At 68.4% G+C, this 24,623-nt stretch carries 19 protein-coding genes; 10 read left to right on the forward strand and 9 right to left on the reverse strand.

What is annotated here, in order from left to right:
- Positions 1-53: 53 nt before the first annotated feature.
- From JZ792_RS04705 to JZ792_RS04715, 3 genes are all read left to right on the forward strand, one after another.
- The gene (locus JZ792_RS04705) at positions 54-794 is read left to right on the forward strand and encodes a VOC family protein (RefSeq protein ID WP_216907172.1); all 741 of its coding nucleotides are present in this window, start codon (positions 54-56) and stop codon (positions 792-794) included.
- Between the two features lie 92 nt (positions 795-886).
- Positions 887-2,404, forward strand: a complete 1,518-nt coding sequence (locus tag JZ792_RS04710) for a DUF7782 domain-containing protein (protein ID WP_216907174.1) — start codon at positions 887-889, stop codon at positions 2,402-2,404.
- Positions 2,405-2,583: 179 nt separating this feature from the next.
- Positions 2,584-3,552, forward strand: coding sequence for a sigma-70 family RNA polymerase sigma factor (locus tag JZ792_RS04715; protein ID WP_216907176.1), 969 nt, complete (start codon positions 2,584-2,586; stop codon positions 3,550-3,552).
- A gap of 167 nt (positions 3,553-3,719) precedes the next feature.
- Here JZ792_RS04715 and JZ792_RS04720 read toward each other — a convergent pair whose 3' ends face one another.
- From JZ792_RS04720 to JZ792_RS04730, 3 genes are all read right to left on the reverse strand, one after another.
- Entirely contained in the window at positions 3,720-4,025 is a 306-nt protein-coding gene (locus tag JZ792_RS04720; protein ID WP_216907178.1) for a DUF4333 domain-containing protein, read from the reverse strand.
- A gap of 90 nt (positions 4,026-4,115) precedes the next feature.
- Positions 4,116-6,803: a bifunctional acetate--CoA ligase family protein/GNAT family N-acetyltransferase gene (locus JZ792_RS04725; RefSeq protein ID WP_216907180.1), complete on the reverse strand. Its 2,688-nt coding sequence runs from the start codon at positions 6,801-6,803 to the stop codon at positions 4,116-4,118.
- The gene (locus tag JZ792_RS04730; RefSeq protein ID WP_216907182.1) at positions 6,796-8,085 is read right to left on the reverse strand and encodes an acetoin utilization protein AcuC; all 1,290 of its coding nucleotides are present in this window, start codon (positions 8,083-8,085) and stop codon (positions 6,796-6,798) included. Before JZ792_RS04730 ends, JZ792_RS04725 begins: the two co-directional genes overlap by 8 nt.
- A gap of 230 nt (positions 8,086-8,315) precedes the next feature.
- Here JZ792_RS04730 and JZ792_RS04735 point away from each other — a divergent pair, with 230 nt between their 5' ends.
- The gene (locus JZ792_RS04735; RefSeq protein WP_216907184.1) at positions 8,316-9,002 is read left to right on the forward strand and encodes an iron-dependent transcriptional repressor DtxR; all 687 of its coding nucleotides are present in this window, start codon (positions 8,316-8,318) and stop codon (positions 9,000-9,002) included.
- A 3-nt stretch (positions 9,003-9,005) separates the two neighbouring features.
- Positions 9,006-9,986, forward strand: a complete 981-nt coding sequence (galE, locus tag JZ792_RS04740; RefSeq protein ID WP_216907186.1) for a UDP-glucose 4-epimerase GalE — start codon at positions 9,006-9,008, stop codon at positions 9,984-9,986.
- Position 9,987: 1 nt separating this feature from the next.
- Here galE and JZ792_RS04745 read toward each other — a convergent pair whose 3' ends face one another.
- Both JZ792_RS04745 and JZ792_RS04750 read right to left on the reverse strand, forming a co-directional pair.
- Positions 9,988-10,749, reverse strand: a complete 762-nt coding sequence (locus tag JZ792_RS04745; protein WP_216907189.1) for an ABC transporter permease — start codon at positions 10,747-10,749, stop codon at positions 9,988-9,990.
- Complete coding sequence (locus JZ792_RS04750) at positions 10,746-12,068, reverse strand: glycosyltransferase (protein WP_308165146.1); 1,323 nt, start codon at positions 12,066-12,068, stop codon at positions 10,746-10,748. Before JZ792_RS04750 ends, JZ792_RS04745 begins: the two co-directional genes overlap by 4 nt.
- Positions 12,069-12,165: 97 nt before the next feature.
- Between JZ792_RS04750 and JZ792_RS04755 the strand changes: the two genes are divergently transcribed.
- Positions 12,166-14,748, forward strand: coding sequence for a cytochrome P450 (locus tag JZ792_RS04755; RefSeq protein ID WP_216907191.1), 2,583 nt, complete (start codon positions 12,166-12,168; stop codon positions 14,746-14,748).
- Positions 14,749-14,810: 62 nt separating this feature from the next.
- Here the strand turns inward: JZ792_RS04755 and JZ792_RS04760 are convergent, their stop codons facing one another.
- Both JZ792_RS04760 and JZ792_RS04765 read right to left on the reverse strand, forming a co-directional pair.
- Positions 14,811-16,478 carry a DUF4192 domain-containing protein gene (locus JZ792_RS04760; protein ID WP_254189284.1) on the reverse strand — a complete coding sequence of 556 codons (1,668 nt, stop codon included), beginning with the start codon at positions 16,476-16,478 and terminating at the stop codon, positions 14,811-14,813.
- A 103-nt stretch (positions 16,479-16,581) separates the two neighbouring features.
- A complete protein-coding gene (locus JZ792_RS04765) occupies positions 16,582-17,292 on the reverse strand; it encodes a sensor domain-containing protein (RefSeq protein WP_254189285.1) in 711 nt (236 codons plus the stop codon).
- Positions 17,293-17,574: 282 nt separating this feature from the next.
- On the opposite strand from JZ792_RS04765, the gene JZ792_RS04770 reads away from it, so the two are divergent.
- The 4 genes from JZ792_RS04770 to speD all read left to right on the forward strand — a co-directional run bounded on the left by JZ792_RS04770 (position 17,575) and on the right by speD (position 23,563).
- On the forward strand, positions 17,575-18,516 hold the full coding sequence (locus JZ792_RS04770; protein WP_216907195.1) for a proteasome assembly chaperone family protein: 942 nt from the start codon (positions 17,575-17,577) through the stop codon (positions 18,514-18,516).
- Positions 18,517-18,604: 88 nt separating this feature from the next.
- Positions 18,605-21,079 (forward strand): DEAD/DEAH box helicase, encoded by a 2,475-nt coding sequence (locus tag JZ792_RS04775; protein ID WP_438804294.1) that lies wholly within the window; start codon positions 18,605-18,607, stop codon positions 21,077-21,079.
- Positions 21,080-21,246: 167 nt separating this feature from the next.
- Positions 21,247-22,347, forward strand: coding sequence for a type III PLP-dependent enzyme (locus tag JZ792_RS04780; RefSeq protein ID WP_216907198.1), 1,101 nt, complete (start codon positions 21,247-21,249; stop codon positions 22,345-22,347).
- A 7-nt stretch (positions 22,348-22,354) separates the two neighbouring features.
- The gene (gene speD, locus JZ792_RS04785; RefSeq protein ID WP_216907200.1) at positions 22,355-23,563 is read left to right on the forward strand and encodes an adenosylmethionine decarboxylase; all 1,209 of its coding nucleotides are present in this window, start codon (positions 22,355-22,357) and stop codon (positions 23,561-23,563) included.
- A gap of 81 nt (positions 23,564-23,644) precedes the next feature.
- On the opposite strand, the gene JZ792_RS04790 is transcribed toward speD, so the two are convergent.
- Both JZ792_RS04790 and JZ792_RS04795 read right to left on the reverse strand, forming a co-directional pair.
- Positions 23,645-23,848 (reverse strand): tautomerase family protein, encoded by a 204-nt coding sequence (locus JZ792_RS04790; RefSeq protein WP_216907202.1) that lies wholly within the window; start codon positions 23,846-23,848, stop codon positions 23,645-23,647.
- On the reverse strand, positions 23,848-24,585 hold the full coding sequence (locus JZ792_RS04795; protein ID WP_216907204.1) for an SDR family NAD(P)-dependent oxidoreductase: 738 nt from the start codon (positions 24,583-24,585) through the stop codon (positions 23,848-23,850). Before JZ792_RS04795 ends, JZ792_RS04790 begins: the two co-directional genes overlap by 1 nt.
- Between the last annotated feature and the right edge of the window lie 38 nt (positions 24,586-24,623).

Below are 24,623 nucleotides of genomic sequence, written 5' to 3' on the forward strand. Positions count from 1 at the left end.
ACACCTACTGTGTCCGAGGATCGAGGCCGGTTCGACAGCATTCGGGAGACATGATGATTCGGTGGGTTTGGGCGTTCCTCGACCGTCCCGCACAACGTTTCGACGAGTGCGCGAAATTCTGGTCGACCGTCACCGGGACCGAAACCTCCGAGCGGCGCGGCGCCGACAACGAATTCCTCACGCTGCTGCCCGATCCCGCGCTCTTCGCCGCCGCCTCGGTCAAGATGCAGTCGGTGACCGGCCTCGGGGGCGTGCATCTGGACTTCGATGTCGACGATATCGCCGCCACGGTGCGCGTCGCCCTCGATCTCGGCGCCGACCTCGTCGCCAACCACCCCGACTACGCGGTGCTGCGCTCGCCGTCGGGCCAGATCTTCTGTCTCACACCGAGTGGTCGCGCCGTCGGCGAGCCCGCGCCCGCCTACCGCGCCCCGGACGGCGCCCTCAGCCGCGTCGACCAGGTCTGCCTGGACATCGGCCCCACCGACTACGACCGCGAGACACTGTTCTGGCAATCACTGACCACCTGGGAGTACCGAACCGGTCGGCTACCGGAGTTCGCCCGGCTGCGCGCGAAAGAGAAACTGCCCGTGCAGATCCTGCTGCAACGACTGCGTGAGGATCGCCCCACCACCGCGCACATCGATCTGTCGTGCTCGGATATCGAGGCCACCGCGACCTGGCACGAATCCCTCGGCGCGACGATCGTGGAGCGCCACTCGCACTGGATCGTGCTCGCCGATCCCGCCGACGCGCTGTACTGCGCGACCGCCCGCGACCCGAACGGCGTCTGAGCCCGGCCGGTCCACGCCACGCCGCTGCCGCGTCGCTGTGACACGGCGGACAGGTGAGCGTCCCGGATCGGTCGCGATGGCAGAGTACCGGTGTGTCTTCGCACCGAACCACCACCGGATCCCTGCTCACCGCACTGTGCCCGGATCTGCGCAGCGCGCTCACTCGCGTCGGCTACGACGCCGACACCCTGCTCGAGGCGCTCGGGCCGGACGTGCACGCGGCGCTCGGGCGACAGGAACCGGTTCCGGTGCGGCGGGTCGCTCGCACCGCGGGTGAACTCGGCACGCTGATCAGATTGCTGCTGCTCGGCGACGATCTCGGCGAACGCGAGGTCGCGGCCGCGCTCGCGCCGCTCGATCTCGACCGTGCCGTCGCGGCCGGACTGCTGGCGCGCGACGGCGATCGGTTGCGCGCCGCGCTGGACCTGCGTCCGTTGGATATCGGCGCGGGCAATCGGTGGATCCTGTCCGATCTCGACGATTCGATGCGCAGGCGGACCCTGACCGAGGATCACGTGCTCGGTGTCGGGCACGCCTCGCTCTCGCTGCTGCGCGCCACCCCGACCCGGCCCGTCGGCTCGGTACTCGACCTGGGCACCGGCTGCGGCGTGCAGGCGGTCCACGCCGCGTCCTACGCGCGTTCGGTCACCGCGACCGATGTGAATCCGCGGGCACTGTGGCTGGCCGAGGCGACCGCCGCGCTCAACGACCTCGATATCGACCTGCTGGAGGGTTCGTGGTTCGAGCCGGTCGAGGGGCGGCGTTTCGATCAGGTGGTGGCCAATCCGCCGTTCGTGGTCGGACCCGCGCGGATCGAGCACACCTATCGCGATTCCGGGCTCGCCATGGACGGCGCGAGCGAACTGGTGATCTCGCGGGCCGCGGATCTGCTCGCCCCCGGCGGCACGGCCGCGATGCTGGCCGCGTGGGTGCACACCGACGATCAGGACTGGCGGCAGCGGGTGTCGGCGTGGTTGCCCGACCACGGCGTCGACGCCTGGATCGTGCAGCGCGACGTCGCCGATCCGGGGCTCTACGTCGGCACCTGGCTGCGCGACGCCGGACTCGATCCACGCGATCCGGCGGCCCAGGCGCGCGCCGACCAGTGGCTCGACGCGTTCGCGACGGCGCGGGTCGAGGGAATCGGCTTCGGATTCGTGTATCTGCGCGCGGTCGACGGACCCACCGAAGTGCTCGCCGAGGACCTCACGCACGGCTTCGACGACCCGCTCGGCCCGGAGGCCGCCGCGTATTTCGAACGCTCGGCGTGGCTGCGTTCGGTCGCCGCGGACAATGATCTGGCCTGGTCAGCGCGTTTCACGGTCGATTCGGCCACCGCACTGGAACGGGTCTACCTCCCCGGTGACCAGGGGTGGAACCAGCGGGTGGCACGGCTGCACCGCGGGGACGGCCCGCGCTGGCAGCACGAGGTGGACGAGTCGACCGTCTCACTGGTCGCGGGAATGCGACCGGACGGTCTGCCGTTGGACGAATTGATCGAATTACTGGCACTCGCCCACGGATCCGACGGGGTGAGCGCCGAGTTCGCCGCCGATGCGCTGTCGGTGGTCGCGGGACTGGTCCGGCACGGTCTGATCCGCCCGGTGTAACCGCGAGCACGGACGAGCCCGGGAACACGGGGTGTTCCGAGCGGTGGTGTTCTCAGGAACTTCTCAGACGATGACCGTGAAACCCGCAGTTCAGAGCGGTTTATCACAGGCTCGAGCGGGAACTTTCTCTACGTCGGGTCCGTTATTCGGAGTGAGACACCACCGACAGGAGGCAAGTCATGACAAGCCCCGCCACCACTCGTGTGCGACCCAGCGATTCGGACCTCGACGCCCAGAGCCCCGCCGCCGACCTTGTCCGCGTATACCTCAATGGTATAGGTCGCACAGCGCTGCTCACGGCCGCCGACGAGGTCGAGCTGGCCAAGCGCATCGAGGCGGGCCTCTACGCGCAGAACCTGCTGGAAACCGGCAAACGGCTGTCGGCTACCCGCAAGCGCGATCTGGCCGTCGTCGTCCGTGAGGGCCAGGCCGCTCGCTCGCATCTGCTCGAAGCCAACCTGCGCCTCGTCGTCTCCCTCGCCAAGCGGTACACCGGTCGCGGTATGCCGCTGCTCGACCTCATCCAGGAGGGCAACCTCGGACTGATCCGCGCGATGGAGAAGTTCGACTACGCCAAGGGCTTCAAGTTCTCGACCTACGCCACCTGGTGGATCCGTCAGGCCATCACCCGCGGCATGGCCGATCAGAGCCGCACCATCCGGCTTCCCGTCCATCTCGTGGAGCAGGTGAACAAACTCGCCAGAATCAAGCGCGAGTTGCACCAGCAACTCGGTCGCGAGGCCACCGACGACGAATTGGCCAACGAATCCGGTATTCCGGTCGGCAAGATCTCCGATCTGCTCGACCACAGCCGCGACCCGGTGAGCCTGGACATGCCCGTCGGCAACGACGAAGAGGCGCCGCTCGGCGATTTCATCGAGGATTCCGAGGCCACCTCGGCCGAATCCGCGGTCATCGCGGGGCTGCTGCACCACGACGTGCGCAGCGTGCTCGCCACCCTGGACGAGCGCGAACAGCAGGTCATCCGGCTGCGCTTCGGCTTGGACGACGGCCAGCCGCGCACCCTGGACCAGATCGGCAAACTGTTCGGGCTCTCGCGCGAACGGGTTCGCCAGATCGAGCGCGAGGTCATGTCCAAACTGCGCAAGGGTGAGCGGGCCGACCGCCTGCGGGCCTACGCCAGCTGATCCCCCGGGGATTCGGTCCCCTTTCGACTCGGTGGTCCGTCGGGGCACCGTCGAGCGCCGACCGGCCCACGCGCGTCCCGTCCCCTCCGGGCCCGCGCGAACCGGTCGGCGAACTCTGTTCTCCAGCGATGCGCCCCGCGATCGACGCGGGGTTTCGCCGGGGCGGATCAGCTCTGATCGACCTCGACGTTGTAGTTGACCGTGTCATCCTCCACGGTCGTGACCGTGACCGTCAGGCCGATCTGCTCGCCGCCCGCGGACAGGGTGCAGCGCATGGTGGTGCCGACGGTGCCCTCCAGATCTCCCGGGCAGTCGATCGAGTCCGGCTCCTGGCCGACCTTCTCGGTCAGGGTCTGCTTGACCGATTTCTCCAGCGCGGTTTCCTCGATCTTCGGGTCGGAACCTATGGAGACCGAACACGCCGCGAGTGCGCAGGCGAGCAGGGGCAACGCGATCAGGCCGAACTTCTTCATGGGGGACGCCTTTCGTGGGGGACATCGATGGTCCCCCAAGATCGGAAAAGCGTCATGGGGTGTTAACGAATCGCGCAAACTCTCGGCGTGTCACGCGAGTCGGCGTGGCCCGACGTCGAATCGGCTGGGCTCGGGGCCTATACGAACACGCGCGTACAGGATCGCGGCCGAAGTCGGTGACGCCAATACCGGTTCGCACGACAGTTCGCGCAATTCGGGCAGATCATCGAACAGCGCGGAAATGCGCTGGGCGAGTTCGACCAACGCCGCCTTGTCCACCCGGGGGCTCGCGGGTGTGCCCGAAAGCAGGGCGGCCGCGCGCGGGGCGTCGATGAGCGCGACCGATTCGTCCTCGGTGAGCGGCAGCGCCCGATAGGCGCGGTCCCCGAGCAGTTCGATGATCAGCCCGGACAGCCCGAATTCGATCACCGAGCCGAACGACGGATCGTCCTGGACCCGCAGGATGCAACCGACTCCGGTCGGCGCCATCTGCTGGATGTGCAGTACCGGATCGCCGCAGATCTCGACCAGATCGCGGTAGGCCTGGCGCACCGCCTCCGGTCGCCACAGATCCAATCGGACCCCGCTGAGATCGGGGCGACGCCGCCAGATTTCGCCGGTGGCCTTGGCCGCGACCGGGTAACCGAGTGCCTCGGCGGCCTCGACCGCCTCCTCCGCGGTGCGGACCTCGCGGAAGGTGACGACGTCGATGCCGTAGCAGTCGAGCAACCGCACGGTCTCCAGATCGGTCAGCCAGCGCTCGCCCGCCTCCCCCATCCACTCGTTCACCAGGACGCGGGCGGCTTCGGTGTCCATCCCCGCGGGCTGCACCACCGCCGATACCGGTTTGGTGCGCCATTCGGCGTATCGGCGCACCCTGGCCAGTGCCCGCGCGGCACGTTCGGGATCCGGATACGACGGGATGGAGCCACGCACCGCGGTGCCGCCGGGGCCGCGCTCGGCCAGCAGATTCGGAATCCCCTGCTCGGCAACGAACGTGGTGAGCACGGGTTTGCCCGCGTCGGGAACCGCCGCGATCGCGGCGCGGATCGCGTCGGCGAAACCGGCCATCGGCAGTGGCACCGGTGGCGCGAAAACCACGATGACGGAATCGGTCTCGTCACTGCGGAGGGCGGCCACCAGAGCGTCGAGGAACGCGCCGGGCGTCGCCTGCGGGCCCAGGTTCACCGGGTCGCCGACCGCGAGTCCCTCGCCGCGCGCCGCGTCGACCGCCAGCCAGCTCAGCGCCGTGCTGTTGCTGATCACCGCGAGTCTGCCGCCCGCGGGAAGTGGCTGGTAGCCAAGCAGTGCCGCGCAGTCGAAGAGTTCGGAGATCGAATCGACCTGCACGATTCCGGCCTGCGCGAACAGATCTCGCACGATCGAGCGATCCATGTCACCGGTCGGCTGAGCGCGCGCGGCCAGCCGGCCACTGCTCACCGCCACGATCGGTTTGGTGCGGGCGACCCGGCGCGCGATCCGCGAGAACTTTCGTGGATTACCGAAACTCTCCAGGTAGAGCAGGATGACGTCGGTATCGGGCGCGGTGTCCCAGTACTGGAGCAGGTCGTTACCGGAGACGTCGGCGCGGTTACCGGCCGAGACGAAGGTCGACAGTCCCAGATTGCGCGCCGCGGCCTCGCCGAGGATGGCCGCGCCGAGCGGGCCGGACTGGCAGAAGAATCCGATGCGCCCGCGCGCGGGCAGGATGGTGGCCAGCGTCGCGTTCAACGACACCTCGGGATCGGTGTTGGCGATGCCGAGCGCGCTCGGACCCACCACCCGCATACCGTGTCCTCGCGCGGCCGCGACGAGATCACGTTCGGCGGCCAGCCCTTCGGGACCGGTCTCGGCGAAACCCGCTGTCAGCACGACCAGACCTTTCACCCCCTTGGCCATACAGTCGTCGAGTACCGAACCGATGGCGGCGGCGGGCACCGCGACCAGGGCGAGATCCACCTCGTCGGGAATATCGCGCACCGTCGGATAGGCCCGCACCCCGCGCACCGAACGCCGGTTCGGGTTCACCGGATACACCGGCCCCTGGAATACACCCGACAGCAGATTGGCCAGCACCACCCCGCCGACCCGGCCCGGCGTCGGGGTGGCCCCGATCACCGCGACCGAGCCCGGCGCGAGCAGATTGCCCACACTGCGCGCCTCGGAGGCACGCTCACGCGCATCGCGCACGGAAACAAGGGCTTCGGTGGGGTCGATCGCGAATTCCAGATGCAGCACCGAACCGTCGCGGCTGCGTTCCACCTGGTAGCCGGCCTCCCGGAACACCGTCACCATGGTGATGTTCTCCGCGAGCACCTCGGCGACGAAGGTCTCGATCTTGTTCTCGGCCGCCGAACCGGCCAGATGCTCGAGCAGGATCGAGCCGAGACCACGGCCCTGATGTTCGTCGGCGACCACGAAAGCGACCTCGGCGGCACGCCGACCGGGCCGATCGAGCAGTTCGTAGCGGCCGACCGCGATGATCTGCTCGCCGAGTTCGACGACGAGTCCGACCCGGTCGTGATAGTCGACGTGGGTGGTCCGGTACAGATCCTTGACCGAAATGCGCGGATACGGACCGAAGTAGCGCAGGTATCTGGTGCGGTCGGACAGTGCCGCGTGGAATTGCTGGAGCCGCTGTGCGTCCTCGGCGGTGATGGGGCGCAGCCGGACCACCCTGCCGTCGGAGGCGAGCACGTCGGCGAACCAGTGCACCGGCGGCGGTGGCGGCACCGCCGGGGTGTCCGGCGAATCCGGAACGGGCAGTGAATCAGTCACGGGGATCCTCCGGGTCCAGGCCGAGCAGTCCGAAGCTCGCTCTGCGCGTGGCGAGAACGGCCGTGTCGACGGCGCGTTGGGCACGGTCGTAGTGTGCGTCACCGGTCTCGCCGGTTCCGCCGGGACCGTCCCACCGGCGATAGGCGATATCACCGCCGTCACCCATCGTGCGCGGCGGTTCCAGCATCGGCGCCTCGGCGCGGATCATCTCGATCCACTCCTGCGGCACCGGGGTCTCGGGAGCGATATCGCGGTCGAGCGCGGCGGCGAGCAGGTGCGTCCAGGCCCGCGGGACCACCCGGTACAGGCCGTATCCGCCACCGCCGACCGCGAGCCAGCGACCCTCGGCGTGGCGATCCGCCAGCGCGCGCATGGCCAGGAATGCCGCGCGCTGACCGTCGACGGTCAGTTCGAGATCGGCGAGCGGATCCTCGCGGTGGGTGTCGACCCCGCACTGGCTCACCACGATCTGCGGCCGGAAGGCCTCGAGCGCACCGGGAACCACGGCGTGGAATCCACGCAACCACTGCGCATCCCGGGTACCGGGCAGCACCGCCAGATTGATCGCGGTGCCCTCGGCCGCGCCCATCCCGGTTTCCTCCGGCCAGCCGGTATTCGGCCACAGCGTGGCCGGATGCTGGTGGATGGACACGGTGAGCACCCTGGGATCGCTGTAGAACACCCGCTGCACCCCGTCACCGTGGTGGACGTCGACGTCGAGGTAGGCGATGCGGTCGAAACCGTGATCGAGCAGCCAGGAGATCGCCACCGCGGCGTCGTTGTAGACGCAGAACCCGGCCGCCGAATTCGGCATCGCGTGATGCATACCGCCGCCGATGCTGATCGCGCGCCGGGTGCGGCCCTCGGCGATCTCGCGCGCCGCGGCCAGCGTCCCACCGACGATCACCGAGGCCGCCGCGTGCATCTGCGGGAAGACCGGATTATCGGCCGACCCGAGTCCGAACGGCGGCGCCTGCGGTTGACCGGGCGGCTGGACGGCATGCCGGACCGCCTCGACGTATTCGGCCGTGTGCACACGTAACAGATCGCTCACACCCGCGGGTTCCGGGCTCAGCCGCTCGATTCCTTCCAGCAAACCGAGACTTTCGGCGAGCGCCATGGTGAACTTCAACCGCGCCGGTTTCATCGGGTGCTGCGGGGTCCATGCATACTCCAGGAAACGGTCCGTCCAGACGACTTTTCCTCGGCCGGATGTTTCCGGGCGCGGCGTCGGCGCGGCCCGGAGCGGCGTCTCATGTTCGCCGCGAGGTGTAGTGGCCATGATCGCAACGGTACGCGGGAAGCTGGCGGCCCCGTAGAACGTTCCTATGCAGTAGAAATAGAGCTATAACGTACACGCCCGGCCTGCTGTGCCCCGACGGAATTCCCACGGCGGGTGCGTCAGCGCGGACGTCGTCGACGAGCGTGGCGACCGCGCCGACGCCTGACGATCGCGCCGAACGGAAGTGCTGTGGTGCGTAGGTAGAATTCGTGCCAACGAAGGGGTAACAGGTGAAGGATCTGGTCGACACTACGGAGATGTACCTCCGTACCATCTACGACCTCGAGGAGGAGGGCGTGGTGCCTCTGCGCGCCCGCATCGCCGAACGCCTCGAACAGAGCGGTCCGACAGTGAGCCAGACGGTCGCGCGAATGGAGCGCGACGGACTTCTGCTGGTCGCGGGCGATCGTCACTTGGAGCTCACGGACAAGGGCAGAAGTATGGCGGTCGCGGTGATGCGCAAGCATCGCCTGGCCGAACGGTTGCTCGTCGACATCATCGGGCTCGATTGGCAGAACGTGCACGCCGAGGCCTGCCGCTGGGAACACGTGATGAGCGAGGATGTCGAACGCCGTCTCGTCGAGGTGCTCAACCACCCCACCACGTCCCCCTACGGCAACCCGATCCCCGGCCTGGACGAACTCGGGATCGCCGCCCCGTCGGCGGCGAGCGAGGGTCTGATGCGACTGTCGGAACTGCCGCAGGGCCGGGTCCACGCGGTGGTCGTGCGCAGGCTCGCCGAACACATCCAGACCGATCCCGAGGTCATCGGGCGACTGCGTGAGGCGGGTGTGGTGCCCGACGCGCGCGTCACGGTCGAGAACAAGCCGGGTTCGGTGATCATCACCGTGCCGGGTCACAACGATTTCGAATTGTCCGAAGAAATGGCGCATGCCATCCAGGTGAAGCTGGTCTGAGACGTGAAACTTCTGGTCACGGGTGGTGCCGGATACGTCGGCGGTGTCTGCGCGCAGGTACTGCTCGAGGACGGTCACGAGGTCGTCGTCGTCGACGATCTCAGCACGGGTAACGCCGAGGGCGTTCCCTCGGGCGCGCGTTTCGTCGAGGGCGATATCGCCGACGCCGCGCCCGCACTACTTCGGGCCGAGACCTTCGACGGCGTCCTACATTTCGCGGCGCAGTCGCTGGTCGGCGAATCGGTGCAGCAGCCGGAGAAGTACTGGCACGGCAACGTCGTGAAAACGTTCGAACTCCTGGAGGCGATTCGGCACGCGGGCACACCCCGGCTCGTGTTCTCCTCCACCGCGGCCGTCTACGGCGAACCGGAACAGGTGCCGATCACCGAGGACGCGGCGCCGCGTCCGACCAACCCCTACGGCGCGTCGAAACTCGCGATCGACCACGCCATCACCTCCTACGCGCTCGCGCACGGCCTGGCCGCGACCAGCCTGCGCTACTTCAACGTCGCGGGCGCCTATGGCGGTCTCGGTGAGAACCGCGTCGTGGAAACCCATCTCATCCCGCTGGTGCTCCAGGTCGCGCTCGGTCACCGAAAAGCCATCTCGGTCTTCGGCACCGACTGGCCGACCGAGGACGGCACCGCGGTCCGTGACTACATCCACATCCGCGATCTGGCGCAGGCGCATCTGCTGGCGCTCGGTGCCGCCGAGCCCGGCGTCCATCGCGTCTACAACCTCGGCAGCGGTACCGGGTTCTCGGTGCGGCAGGTCATCTCGGCCTGCGAGCGGGTCACCGGCCTGCCCATCGCCGCCCAGGACGCGCCTCGCCGCCCCGGCGATCCCGCGGTGCTGATCGCGTCGAGCGCGCGGGCAGTCGCCGAACTGGGCTGGAAGCCCGTCCACAACGATCTGGACGAGATCGTCGCCGACGCGTGGAGCTTCCTGCGGTCCCTCGGTTCCCGCGCGCACAGCGCCCGATGACTCAGCGGTGCGAGAGTCTGCCGAACACGACGCTCGCACCGCCGAATCCGAGTAGCCCGAGAGCCAGGCACCACGCGACCGCGAGCGCGGCCACACCCCCCGATCCCGAGGCGCCGAGCAGGCTGCGCACCGTATCGATGACGGGGGTGGCGGGCTGGTAGTCGGCGAAGCCGCGTAACCAGCCCGGCATGGTGGTGGTCTGGACGAACGCGCTGCTGATGTACGGGATGAACATGATCGCGTAGGTCAGTCCGCCCGCCGCTTCCGGATTCTTGGCCACCAGCCCGAGCGCGACGGCGATCCAGGAGATCGCCGTCACGAACAGCGTGATCACCGCGATGGCCGCCGACCATTCCCACAGGTTCGCCCGCGGTCGATAGCCGAGAGCCACCGCGACGCCCACCGCGATGGCGATGGCTGCCAGATTGCGCAGCACTCCCTCTGCCACATGTCCGGCCAGCACCGCCTGGCGGTACATCGGCAATGTCCGGAACCGGTCGATACTGCCCCGCGTCATATCGGTGGATACCGCGGTGGCGGTGATCGAGGAGCCGAAACCGGTACACAGCAGCATGATTCCCGGCACCACGTAGTCGAGATACGGTCCGCCCACGTCGATCGCGCCGCCGAAGACGTAGGTGAACAGCAGCATGACCAGGACCGGCATGAGCAGGGAGATGATCAGGGTGTCGCGACTGCGCAGGGTATGCCTGGCGCAGCGACGCAGCATGACCAGCGAATCGGCGACGATATGGGCGCTCACCCGACTCGCGCCTCGATGATATCGGCGGTGTGGGCACACGCGCCTTCGGTGATCAGGGTCGGTGCGAATGCCGCGGCCGCGGCGCGACGTTCGGGTGTCAGCAGCGCGGCCACCGCCTCGGTGAGCGCGGCCGTGTTCAGGTGTGTGAACGGCAGATGCGCGCCGACACCGAGACGTTCGACCTGTCCGCCCCACATCGGCTGTTCGAACGACACCGAGCACACCAGCGTCGGCAATCCGGCCCGCAGACTCTCGAACAGCGTCCCGATCCCGCCGTGATGGACCGCCGCGGCGCACCGGGGGAACACCGCGTCGTGCGCGAAGGGGCCGACCACCGCCAGATCCGGTCCCCACCGCGTATCGGCCGGGTCCAGATCGCTCCAGCCCGCACTCACCAGCGCGCGCACCCCGAGCCGCGCCGACACTTCGCGCACCATGGCCAGTACCGCCGCGGTGTCGCGGATCGGCATGCTGCCGAAGCCGAAGAACACCGGCGCCGGGCCGTCACCGATCCAGGACAGGATGGCCTCGTGATCTCCCGCCAGCTCGCCGACCGCTTCGCGCGCGGCTCGGTCGAGGGTCATGAATCCGGTGAACGGTCTACGCGCATCCCACTGTTCGGGTAGGCCCGGCACCAGTGCCGGATCGTAGATCTGCACTTCCGGCACACCGGCGCGGGCCAGTACCGCGGCCGTGCTCGCCCGCGATTTCGGCAACCCGAGGGTGTCGCGCAGGGCATTGAGGTAGCGCATGAACACGACGCGACGCAGGTTCTCGGCGATCAGCCAGGTGGCCCGGTTGACCGGGGCGGGCGGATTCCATCGCGGCGGCAGCGCACCCGGGAACGGGTAGGCCGCGTTGTCGCGACACGGGAAGTAGTGCAGGCTCACCAGCGGAATCCGCAGCGCCTCGGCGACCGAACTCGCTCTGTCCTCGGTGACGGTGGTGGCGACGAGGAGATCGGCGCTCGCGCAGACGTCGATGACCTCGCGGTTCATCTGTTCGGCGTATCCCGCCATCTGATGCCCGACCATCCGCATCAGCCGCAGGGTGTTGCCCGCCGCCAAGGCCCGCTGACCCTCGTCCGAGCTGTAGAGCTGCTGGATGTCGGGTCCGCAGGCCCGCGCGGTCAGACCGGTCGCCGCGACGAAGTCGACCAGGTTGGGCGGAGCCCCGACGAGGACGTCGTGCCCCCGTCTGCGCAGCTCGAGGCCGAGCGCGACGATCGGTTGCACGTCCCCCCTGGTTCCGGTGAGGGGTATCGAAATTCGCACGGCGCCTCTTTCGGTGCTGTCGTTCTCCTCGGTGTCCCCTGGCACTCTCGCACGTGAACCGGTCCGCGCGCCGAGGTCCGCGCGCCGATCCGTCGAAGAATGCGCCCGCACCGGACATCGAGTGTCAGTACAGTTCGACAGTGTGCACATAGCGATGTTCATGGACTACCACCCGGACACGCTCGGCGGAGTCCAGACCGCCGTCGCGTCGCTGTGCCGTGGACTCGAAGGCGCGGGTCACCGTGTCACCCTGTTCGTCGCGCCGATGCCGGGTGCGGACGCCCCGGTGCGCGACGACCTCGCCGCGCGGGCGATCGTGGCACTGCGCCCGTTCGCCGGAATCGTGGTGAACGGCTTCGCGATGGTGGTTCCCACCGCGCGCGACAACGCCCTGATCGACGCGGTATTCGCCGCGCGCGGACCGGTCGATCTGGTGCACACCCACACCACCTACGGCGTCGCCATCGCAGGGATGAAAGCCGCGCGGCGGCACCGGATCCCGCTCGTGCACACCGCGCAGAGCCGTGACGACTCCTTCATCGAGCACACCTCCCCCGTGCCCTACGCCTCGGCACTCGTCCTGCGCACACTGCACGGCCGTTTCGTGCCGCACGCCCTCCACATGCCCCATCGCGCCGAGAGCCGGGCCGCGCGCCACGCCTGGTGGACCATCGTGGGGCAGGCGCAGGCCGCGGATCGGGTGATCGCGCCGACCCGGCATTTCGCGGCGGAACTGCTCGCACACGGACTCACGAAGCCACTGGATGTGGTGTCCAACGGCGTCGATGACGAACTCGTCGAAAGCAACAGCGCCGCCGCGTATTCCGAACGCGGCGAGCACGACCCGCTGCGCCTGGTCTGGTGCGGCAGACTCTCCCGGGAGAAGCGACTGCTCGAAGCCATGGAGGCCGTCCGCCGCGTGCCGCGGTGCACGTTGGACATCTACGGTGACGGTGACCTGTGTGCCGACGCCGCCGCTCTGATCGCCGAGAACGGCCTGGCCGACCGGATCACCCTGCACGGCAGCGTCACCCGGCGCGAATGGCTCGCGGCCGCCGCCACGGCCGACGCGTTGCTTTTCACCTCGTACGGTTTCGACACCCAGGGGATGGTGCTGCTCGAGGCGGTGGCGGTCGGGCTGCCGATCGTGCACTGCGATCCCGTCCTGCGCGAATCGGTGCCGGAGGGCGCGGGGCGGCTCACCGACGGACCGTCGGCGGTCTCGATATCGGAAACGCTCGCCGAGCTGGTAGCCGAGCCCGCCGCGCTGACGAAGATGCGCGCGGCGCTCGACGGGTGCGGAGACACGGTGCGGCAGTCGCGCCAGGTCGCCGCGGTACTCGACGTCTACCGGGAAGCCACCGCGCCACCGGCCGCCGATCCGCCGGCCGTACCGCGCACCCTGGAGGAGGTGCCGACCGCGCCCGGTGCGCTGCCGCTGGTCGGGCACAGCCTGCGCGCGTTGCGCGACGCTCCCGCGTTCGTCACCTCGCTGTCCGAACTCGGTCCCATCGTGCGTATCTATTTCGGGCGCAAGACCGGCTATCTGCTCACCACCCCCGATCTCGTCCGCGAAATCGGGCTCGGCGACGCGGAATTCAACCGCGACGATCTGCGCGAGGCGATCGAGGATGTCGCGGGCGGTTCGGTGAACGTGCTGCGCGGCGCGGAACACAAACTGCGCAGGCGGATGATCGCGCCCGCGCTGCGGCAGAGCCGTCTGTCCGAGTACACCGCGGCGGCGGCCGATATCGCCGAGACCTGGTCGGCGGGGCTGCCCGGCGACACCCGCGTGAATCTGATGGACGAAGCCCACGGGCTGATCCTCGACACCGTCTCCTCGACGCTGTTCACGGCCGATTTCAGCGCCGAGGCCCGCCGCGCCATCCGCGACAATGTGCCGTGGCTGCTCGGTCAGGTGATCCTGCGCACGGCGCTGCCGCCGCAGCTGCGCCGACTCCGGGTGATCGCCAATCTGCGCTGGCGCAGGAAGGCACGTCATCTGCGCGGTGTCATCGGCGAGGTCATCGCCGAATACCGGCGTCGCGACGAGGATTTCAACGATGTGGTCTCGGCGTTGATCCGGCACACCGATCCCGAGACCGGCGCACGCCTGTCCGACGAGCACATCATCGACGAGGCGATCCTGATGCTGGCCGGTGGCGTCGGCTCCATGGCGTCGCTGGCGGGATGGCTGTGGCACGAGGTCATGCTTCGTCCCGCCGTCGCCGAGCGGCTCTACGCCGAACTCGACGCCGTCGTCGGATCCGATCCGGTGCGCCCCGCGCACCTGACCGCCCTGCCGTACCTGAAACAGGTGGTGGCGGAGACGCTGCGCTTCTGGGGACCGTGGATCAGCGCGAGTAACGCCGACGGCGAGGTCACCATCGACGGGCTCACCATTCCCCCCGGCTCTGCGGTCATGTTCAGCCCCTACATGGTTCAGCACGATCGACGCTATTTCGCGCATCCGGACGTCTTCGATCCCGATCGCTGGTCGCCGCAACGTGCGGGTGAGATCGACAAGAAGGCCAGTCTCTCGTTCGGTGTGGGACGCCGCCGTTGCCTCGGAGACCATTTCGCCACGCTCGAGATCGCCCTCGCCTCCGCGGCACTGCTCGCCCGTTGGCGGCCGACCCCCGATCCGGACTACGTGGTTCGCGCGTCCAACCGCGATTTCGTCCTGTCGCCGTCCGGCCTGCCGGTGACGCTGCGTCCACGCTGACCACCCATGGGTATTCCAGCGGCGGCGCTCCACTGACGTGACGCCACCGCGTCGCGTGGCGGTCATCGGACCGCCGGACCGAGTTCGATGCCGAGGCAGGCCGCGGTGTCGTATCCGCTGCGAGCCAGTCGGCGCAGCGCTTCGGGACGCATACCGGCTCGCAGTGACGTTTCCAGCAGGATCGCCATGGGATGGAACGGGTCGGCCAGCAGCGCCGCGTCCAGGGCGATCCCGGCGAACGGCCCGTCGCCGCGGATATAGGCGCTGTAGCCGAGCAACGCGGCGACCTCGGCGCGGTCGGAACCGGACAGGGCACGCACCAGGGTGAGCCACAGACTTTCCGCCGCCGCCGCGTGATCACCGACGGCGAGGGCGAACATCGTGTCGCGTACCGCTCGATCCCGCAGCGCGGCAACGAGTTCGGCGATTTCGGGAACGGTGGGAACGGCGCCGGATTCGACGTGGGCGATCTGCCAGAGCACGAACTCGAGCGCGTTGCGCCGGTAGCCGTCGAGATCACCGTGCGTCACGGCCCTGGTGAAACGTTCCCGCGCCATGGCCAGGGCGGCGGGAAGCAGGACGGCGACCTCCCCTTGTCGCACCGTGTCCGCCTCGACGAGTGCGGTCAGTTCCGCACGTGACCGGTGGATCGGTCGCCCCTCAAGGACATGGGCGAGCGTCACCGGCGAAGCCGTCGGATCGGGAACCTCACCCCGCTGTTCCCGATCGAACAGACTCCACCAGGGCGCACCCGCCTCGATCCCCCTGACCGCCCAGCTACCGCCGATCTCGATACCGCGCCGCCCCAGCCGCTTGTCGAGCGACGCGATGAGTGCCGCGGCATCGGCATCGATGGATGTGCGCCTACAGCCTGCCGCGCCAGCCGTCGCCACACCGCCCGCACCAGCACCGTCAGCATCCGTACCCGCTGCGTCCGTTTCCGCACCCTCCGCATCCGCAGCGTCCGCATCCGCAGCGTCCGCATCCGCGGTACCCGCAGCGGCCATATCTGTGCCGTCCGTACCCGCACAGTCCGCATCCGGCGGACCGGGTGCGTCCCCGACCGCCGAATCCCCGATCACCGCGGCACCGACCGAACGGTCCTCGGCCGTCGCCCGATCCGCCGCGATATATCGCGCGCCCTCGTCCCCCGCCGACGAGGCCACCGCCGGACCGGACAGTCGGTCGTCGACGACGATCACGAGCACCTCGCGTGCCTGCTCGACCGCGCAGATCTGCGCGATACAGGCCGTGAACATGCTGACCCGTGCGCGCCGCCTCGTCTCCGGAGCGAGATCGAAACGCGCCAGCGCTTCGATCACGGACCGCTCTCCGTGGGGCATACCGGCGCGCAGCACGGCGACCACCAGCGATCGCTGCGGCGCGAACCCCACCAGGGCGGGTAGCGCCGCGATCAGCTCACCCGGATCTCCGACGTGCGCCGAGCGCGGCGGATCGCTCCCGCGATATCGCGGCCCGCGCTCGCCGCACACCGTGCGCGAGTCGAACGCGCCCGCGCGCGGCTCGACGTCGAACGCACCCGTGTCGAGATCCCGACCGTCGGGAATCCCGGCGGTCCGGGATTCGGACGTCGTGGCGTGGGCGGCCCCGTGTCGGCCGGACACCCGCCGAGCGATGCGGCGGCAGGCACGCGGTGACGTCATCGGGGCGAGCCCGGGCGGCGCTACGGAACCGGCGGCGTGATCGGCGGCAGAATCGGATGTGGTCATGGGTCGGAGCCTGCCCCGCGCACCCGCGCCGGGCCGACCGACGACCAGGGCTTTCGGAAAACCTGGGGATAACTCTTCGGCTGTGGATGAACCGGCCGAACCGTTACGCCGCGCGCACCTTCTCGACGGTGGTGGCGAAGACTTCACGCACGGCCGCCGTATCGGGTTCGGCATCGCTGAATGTCATGTACGTCACGGTGATTCGCACATCGCCGACCTGACCGACCAGGGTGTACATGGACTCGGTCAACCCCGTGCGGCCCGCGTCGGGGCGAACGGTGCGGCGCAGGGCGAGGGCGTCCTCGGCGTCGGTCCGGGGCGGATCCTGGAGTTCGGTGCGAACGCTGGTCGTCGTGCCGGTCGCGCTGACCCGCATCTGCCCGCAGCGCGCCAGTTGTTCGCGCAACACCGACAGCGGCACCGTGGTGCGGGTCAACTCCACCGTCAGCGTGGCGCGGGAGTCGTTGTCGGTGCCGACGGCGACCGCGGTCCGATCGGGCCCGAAATCCTGCGGTGGCGGGGCGCAATCCCGTGGCAGCACCGTCGCACCGCGCGGGACGCCGGTCAGATCGCCCACCGCCTGCGCCGCGGCCTCCTGCGGCAGTACGACCGCCGGATAGCGGGCGGGAAATTGTGACGGCTCGGGCAGCAGCGTCGCGAGGACCGCGCTCACGTATTCGGTGATCGTGCTCTGCTGGGCGGCGACGGGGCGACCCGGCGTTTCCGATCCGCAACCGGTCGTCGTCGAGGCGAGCACCGCGACCGCCGACACCACCGCGAGTACTGCCCCCTTGGTCGAAACCGGCCCGGTCACAGCGCCCACTGTGCCAAACTCGCCGGGGTCGCCCGCGATGCCACGCCGACGGCCGTCCTCGAGGCTCGCACGGTGCGAATTGCACAGCGCGGGAATGCTGACGACCCGATGGCTGTTGCCTGGACATATGGGTCGGTGTCGCACCGTGCGCGGTGCGTGTCACCGGCATGGGGGACAATAGACAGGGTTCCCCCCGCGCGCGGCGCACATCGGGTGCCGGGGCACGGAGTTCCCGGACCGCATCCGGCTCGCAGGTGCGGACCGCGCAGGAAGGAGTACGCGATGGACTACGAGTCGCGAATGTACGAACTGGAGTTCCCCGCTCCGCAGCTGTCGTCCGCCGACGGCTCGGGTCCGGTCCTTGTGCACGGACTGGAAGGGTTCACCGACGCCGGTCACGCGGTGCGGTTGGCCACCACGCACCTGCGCGAGAGCCTCGAAAGCGAACTGGTCGCCTCGTTCGCGGTCGACGAACTGCTCGACTACCGCTCGCGGCGTCCCCTCATGACGTTCAAGACCGACCATTTCTCCGACTACGCCGAGCCGGAACTCAACCTCTGGGCGCTACGCGACACCGGCGGCACCCCGTTCCTGCTGCTGGCGGGTATCGAGCCGGACCTACGGTGGGAGAAATTCACCACCGCGGTGCGACTGCTGTCCGAACAGCTCGGAGTGCGCCGCACCATAGGGCTCAGCGCCATCCCGATGGCGATCCCGCACACCCGGCCCCTCGGCGTCACCGCGCATTCGTCGAATCGCGATCTGATCGCCGACCACCAGCGGTGGCCGGGCGAATTGCAGGTGCCGGGCAGCGCGTCGTCGCTGCTGGAGTACCGGATGGCCCAGCACGGACACGAATCGGTCGGTTTCTCGGTGCACGTGCCGCACTACCTGGCACAGACCGCCTACCCGGAGGCCGCGCAGACATTGCTCGAAAATGTCGCAGACAACGCCGGTTTGGAGATTCCGCTCGCCGCGTTGGGTGAATCGGCCGCGCGGGTGCGCGAGCAGGTCAACGAGCACATCGCGGGCAACTCCGAGGTCGAGACCGTGGTGAACGCGCTGGAACGCCAGTACGACAGCTTCGTCACGGCCCAGGAACAGCAGTCGAGTCTGCTCGCCAGTGACGGCGAACTCCCCAGCGGCGACGAGCTCGGCGCCGAATTCGAACGTTTCCTCGCCGAACAGGGCGGCTGGGACGGCGACGCGAGTCCGCAGGCCTGATCGCGCCCCGACCGGGGGAACGCCCAGCTCGGATCACCGCCCGCGAGCACGTAGGGTGGTCGGAGTGGATCTGACCGAACTGCTCGAGATACCGGGGACCGACGCCGACGCACTGTACGAATCCTTCGGTGCTTGGGCCGCGGAGCGTGGCACCTCGCTATATCCCGCGCAGGACGAGGCGCTGCTCGAGTTGGCGTCCGGATCCAACGTCATTCTGGCGACCCCGACGGGGTCGGGGAAATCCTTGGTCGCCGTCGGCGCGCATCTGTTCGCGCTGACCCGCGGTCAACGCAGCTACTACACCGCCCCGATCAAAGCCCTTGTCAGCGAGAAGTTCTTCGCCCTGTGCGAGGTGTTCGGCGCGGACAAGGTGGGGATGGTCACCGGTGACGCCGCGGTCAACGCCGACGCCCCGATCATCTGCGCCACCGCCGAGATCCTGGCGAACATGGCGCTGCGCGAGGGTTCGGCCGCCGATGTCGGCCAGGTCGTGATGGACGAATTCCACTTCTACGCCGATCCCGATCGCGGGTGGGCGTGGCAGGTCCCGCTGCTCGAGCTCCCGCGCGCCCAATTCCTGTTGATGTCGGCGACTCTGGGCGAGGTCGACTTCTTCGCCTCCGATATCGAACGGCGCACCGGCAATCCCACCGCGATCGTCTCGGGCACCGAACGTCCTGTGCCGCTGACCTTTTCCTACGCGCGCACGCCCATCACCGAAACGCTCGAAGAACTGGTCACCACCCACCAGGCCCCCGTCTACGTCGTGCATTTCACCCAGGCCGCCGCGCTGGAACGGGCCCAGGCGCTGACCAGCGTCAACTTCGCGAGCCGCGCGGAGAAGGACGCCATCGCCACGGCCATCGGTGAATTCCGTTTCGCGGCCGGATTCGGGAAAACCCTGTCCAGGCTGATCAGGCACGGCATCGGCGTGCACCACGCGGGCATGCTGCCCAAATACCGGCGGCTGGTCGAGCGGCTGGCCCAGGAGGGGCTGCTGAAAGTGGTCTGCGGCACCGACACCCTCGGCGTCGGCATCAACGTGCCGATCCGGACGGTGCTGCTCACCGGGCTCACCAAATACGACGGGGTGCGCACCCGCAGGCTCAAGGCCCGCGAATTCCACCAGATCGCCGGGCGCGCGGGTCGCGCGGGATTCGACACCATGGGCACCGTGGTGGTGCAGGCGCCCGACCACGAGGTGGAGAACACCCGTCTGATCGCCAAGGCGGGCGACGATCCCAAGAAACAGCGCAAGGTGCAGCGGCGCAAACCGCCCGAGGGTTTCGTCTCGTGGAGCGAGGAGACCTTCGACCGGCTCGTGCGCGCCCAGCCGGAGCCGATGGTGTCCCGTTTCTCGGTCACCAACGCCATGCTGCTCAACGTGATCGCCCGGCCCGGAAACTGTTTCGACGCGATGCGCCATCTGCTCGAGGACAATCACGAACCGCGCCCGGCCCAGCGCAAACATATCCTGCGCGCGCTGCGCCTGTACCGGGCCCTGCGCGATGCCGGTGTGGTGCAACAACTCCCGGAGCCGGACGCGCAGGGCAGGCGCGCGCGGCTGACGGTGGACCTGCAACGCGATTTCGCCCTCGATCAGCCGCTGTCGCCCTTCGCGCTGGCCGCGTTCGACCTCCTCGACAAAGAGTCGACGAGCTATACCCTCGATGTGGTGTCGCTCATCGAATCCACCCTGGAGGATCCGCGTCAGCTGCTGATGGCCCAGCAGCACAAGGCGCGCGGTGTGGCGATCCAGGAGATGAAGGCCGACGGCATCGAATACGACGAGCGCATGGAACTGCTCGAGGACGTCACCTGGCCCAAACCGCTGGCCGTGCTGATCGAACCCGCCTTCGAGACCTACCGGGGCGGGCATCCGTGGGTGTCGGAATTCGCGCCTTCCCCCAAATCGGTCGTGCGCGACATGATCGAACGCTCGATGACCTTCGCCGAGTTGATCTCGTTCTACGAATTGGCGCGTTCGGAGGGTGTGGTGCTGCGCTACCTGGCCGACGCCTACCGTGCGCTGCGGCGCACCGTTCCCGAATCCGCGCGGACCGAGGAACTCGAGGACATCACCGAATGGCTCGGTGAACTCATCCGTCAGGTCGATTCCAGTCTGCTCGACGAATGGGAACAGCTCACCAACCCCGGCGCGGAGACCGACACCGACCAGGTGGCCTTCGGCGCGGAATCCGTGCGTCCGATCACCGCCAACGAGCGCGCCTTCCGCGTGATGGTGCGCAATGCCATGTTCCGCCGCGTCGAACTCGCGTCGCTGCGGCACTGGCACACCCTCGACGAACTCGGCACCGGCCCGGATTGGGAGACGGCGCTCGCGCCCTATTTCGCCGAGTACGAGCGCATCGGCATCGGCCCGGACGCACGCGGACCGCAGCTGTTCCAGATCGAACGAAGACCCGGTTTCTGGCAGGTGCGCCAAGTGCTCGACGATCCGGCGGGCGATCACGGGTGGTCGGTCGACGCCACCGTCGATCTCGCCGAATCCGACGCGGCCGGTGAGGTCGTCTTCGACGAGATCACCGTCACTGCGGGCTGAGGCTCCCGCTACCTGCCGACTCCCCGCCGTAGTGCCTGTTCAGCGGCGTTCGCCCACGGTGGGCGACGCCGCGGGCGGCCCTGTCGCGAATCGTGGTTTCGTCGGATTCGTTTCCGGGTAACGGCCGCTGATACTCTCTCCCCCGCTGCCGACGCGAAAGATCAACTATGCCCGAATCGCCATATCTTGTCATCGACCCTGGAAGAGTTCGCGAGAACTACCGCGCACTCGCCGCCGCCATGCCCGCGGCACGCATCCGCTACGCAGTCAAAGCAAGTCCGGTGGACGAGCTCATCACCCTGCTCGCCGCCGAGGGCGCCGAATTCGATGTCGCCAGTATCGGCGAAATCGTCCAGTGCCTGGATCTGGGCGTCGAGCCCGCCACCCTCTGCTACGGCAATCCCATCAAGAAGGCCGCCGATATCGCCCGCGCCCACGCCCTCGGCGTGCGCCGCTACGCCTTCGACACCGAGGACGACCTGCTGCGCATCGCCGAACACGCGCCGGGTTCGGAGGTCGAATGCCGTTTCCTGTCCTCCGCGCCCGAATCGCGGACCCCTTTCGGCGCCAAATTCGGCTGCGCCCCCGCCGAGGCTTTCCGGCTGCTGGTGCGCGCCCGCGATCTGGGACTGATCGTCGCCGGACCGTATTTCCACGTCGGCTCCCAGCAGCTCGACCCCGAAGCCTGGCGGATCGGCATCGCACAGGCCGCCGAGATCACCGACGCGCTCGCGGCCAAGGGGATCGTCGTGCGCTCGGTGAATATCGGTGGCGGCCTGCCGATCGCCTACGCCGACGCCGCCCCCGACCTCACCGCCGTCGCCTCGGTGATCGATACCGCGGCGACCGAATTCCTGCCCACCGCAACCGAACTCGTCGTCGAACCGGGCCGCGCCCTGGTCGGGAACGCGGGCACGATCCACGCCGAGGTCGTCGGCATCCGTATCGCGCCGGACGGGCGCCGCTGGGTCTACCTCGACATCGGCCGCTACAACGGCATGGCCGAGACCGAGAACGAGTACATCGCCTATCGATTCGCCACCGACCGCGACGGCGATCCCGTCGACGAGGCGGTGGTCGCCGGACCGACCTGTGACGGCGACGATGTACTGTACCAACGCACGCGAGTCCTTCTACCGACCACGTTGCGAGCCGGCGATCCCATCAGGATCCTGCATACCGGCGCCTATACCGCGAGTTACTCGTCGGTGTCCTTCAATGGTTTTCCGCCCTTGACCGTTCATGTCTCGGGCGCTGAGCGAGAGTGAGTTTGCCATGACGGCGGAATTCACAGGCTGGCATGTGCTGGCCGAGTTCGGTGGTGTCGACGCGACCCTGTGCAACGACCTCGAACGACTCGAATCGGCGTTGCGTGAGTCTCTGATCGCGGCGGGCGTCACCATCTGCGATGTCGTGCACAAACAGTTCGATCCGCAGGGGGTGACCGTCCTCGCGCTGTTGTCGGAGTCCCACGCCTCGATTCACACCTATCCGGAGTCCGGCGATATCTTCGTCGACGTCTTCACCTGCGGCAGCATCGGCGCGGGCGCGACGAAGGCCGTCGACGAACTGCGAGACAAGTTGTCGCCCAAGCAGGTTCGCATGCAGGTCGTGCAGCGCGGCCACGGAGCGGAGAAGATCCGGGAACCCGTGGGCGACGGACTCACCCGCACCTGGGATCTGCGCGAGGTCATCGTCGACACGCACACCCCGTACCAGCACATGGTGATCGCGCGAACGGAGCAGGGCATCAGCCTGTTCTCCGACGACGACCGTCAGTCCACCGAGTTCTCCCAGCTGACCTACCACGAGGCGATGATGGTTCCCGCCTTCGTGCTGGCCGAGAAACTGGATCGGGTGCTGATCATCGGCTCCGGTGAGGGTGTGGCCAGTCAGATGTCGGTCGCGGCGGGCGCGATCCGTGTCGATCACGTCGACATCGATCAGCTCGAGGTCGAACTGTGCGCCGAGCACCTGCCCTACGGCTATTCCAGCAACGAGTTGGCCGACGCCGTCAAGGGTGAGGGGCCGATCACGGTGCACTACGCCGACGGGTGGGATTTCCTGGCGAACGCGCGGCAGTCGGGCACCCGCTACGACGTCATCGTGATCGATCTGCCCGATGAGCGGGTCGAGGACGCGCAGCACAACCGTCTCTACGAGTCGGAGTTCCTGTCGCGATGTCGGGAGCTGCTCGCGCCGGGTGGCGTGCTGAGCGCACAGGCCGGATGCGCGACCATGTGGCGCAACGAGACCCTGAAGCGGTCGTGGCAGCGGTTCCACGAACAGTTCGGCACCGTGGTGCTCTACACCAGTGACGAGCACGAGTGGTCGTTCCTGTTCGGCCTCAACGAGAAGGTCGCCGATCCGGTACCCGGTATGACCGACCGTTTGGTCACCCTGCCCTACCGGCCCGAGACGATCGACGCGCGCGCCCTCGTCCGCGGTTCGATCGAGCCGTACGCGCTGCGCGCGCAGCAGTAACCCCGGCAGACGACGACGCGTCGGCGCCCACGGCCCTCCCGCCGTGGGCGCCGACGCGTTTCGCCGGTTCACGCCCGTCGATCAGGACCCGCGCGCCCGCCACTCCTCGACATTCACGCCACCCACGCCCCAGTCGGTGAGCGCCACCTCGTCGATCACGACGTAGGTGCTGTCGGGCGCTTTGCCGAGCACCTCGTGCAGCAGGTCGGTGACACCTCGGATCAACCGGGATTTCTGCTCGCGGGTGACACCCTCGTCGGTGACTTTGATATTGACGTACGGCATTACGCTGCCCTTCCGGAGATGAACCCGCCGTCGACGGGAAGGATGTGGCCGGTGGTGAATTCGGCGTCGGCCAGATAGAGCACCGCGGCGGTGGTTTCGGCGACTTCCCCGACGCGGTCGAGCAGCGCGAGGCGCCCGGAGGCGTCGACGTCGGTGTCGCCGAAGATCGGTGTCCGGATGAAACCGGGTGCGACGGCGTTGACGCGGATGCCGTCGGCCGCGAGTTCGGCGGCCAGACTGGTGGTCAGGGCGTGGACGCCGCCCTTGGCGACGAGCGGCGCCGAAGCGGGCAGTCCGGCGAGCGCGTGATCGATCAGCACGGTGCCGATATTCACGATGCTGCCACCCCCGCCCTGTCGCAACAGCTGCCGCACCACCTCCTGGGTGGTGAAGTAGGTGCCCTTGAGGTTGGCGTCGATATAGCGGCCCAGATCCTCCGCCGTGACCTCGACGAACGGTTTCGCGCCGAAGATCCCGGCATTGTTGACCAGGACATCGACCCCACCGAACCGCTCCACGGCGATCCGGACCAACTCCGAACCCGTTGCGGGCGAACCGATATCGCCCGCGACCGAGGCGACCCGGTCCGGCGCGCCGAGTTCGGCGACCACCGCGTCGAGTTTGTCCGGATCACGGCCGTTGAGCACAACGGCGTCACCGCGTTCGACGAACGCTCGCGCGATATCGCGACCGATCCCGCTCGATGATCCGGTCACGATGACCGTCTTCGCTGACATGAGACTCCTTGTATTCGATGTGATACGACCGGTCGTCT

Origin of the sequence: Nocardia noduli (assembly GCF_019038455.1) — a bacterium.
Taxonomy (GTDB): Bacteria; Actinomycetota; Actinomycetes; order Mycobacteriales; family Mycobacteriaceae; genus Nocardia; species Nocardia noduli.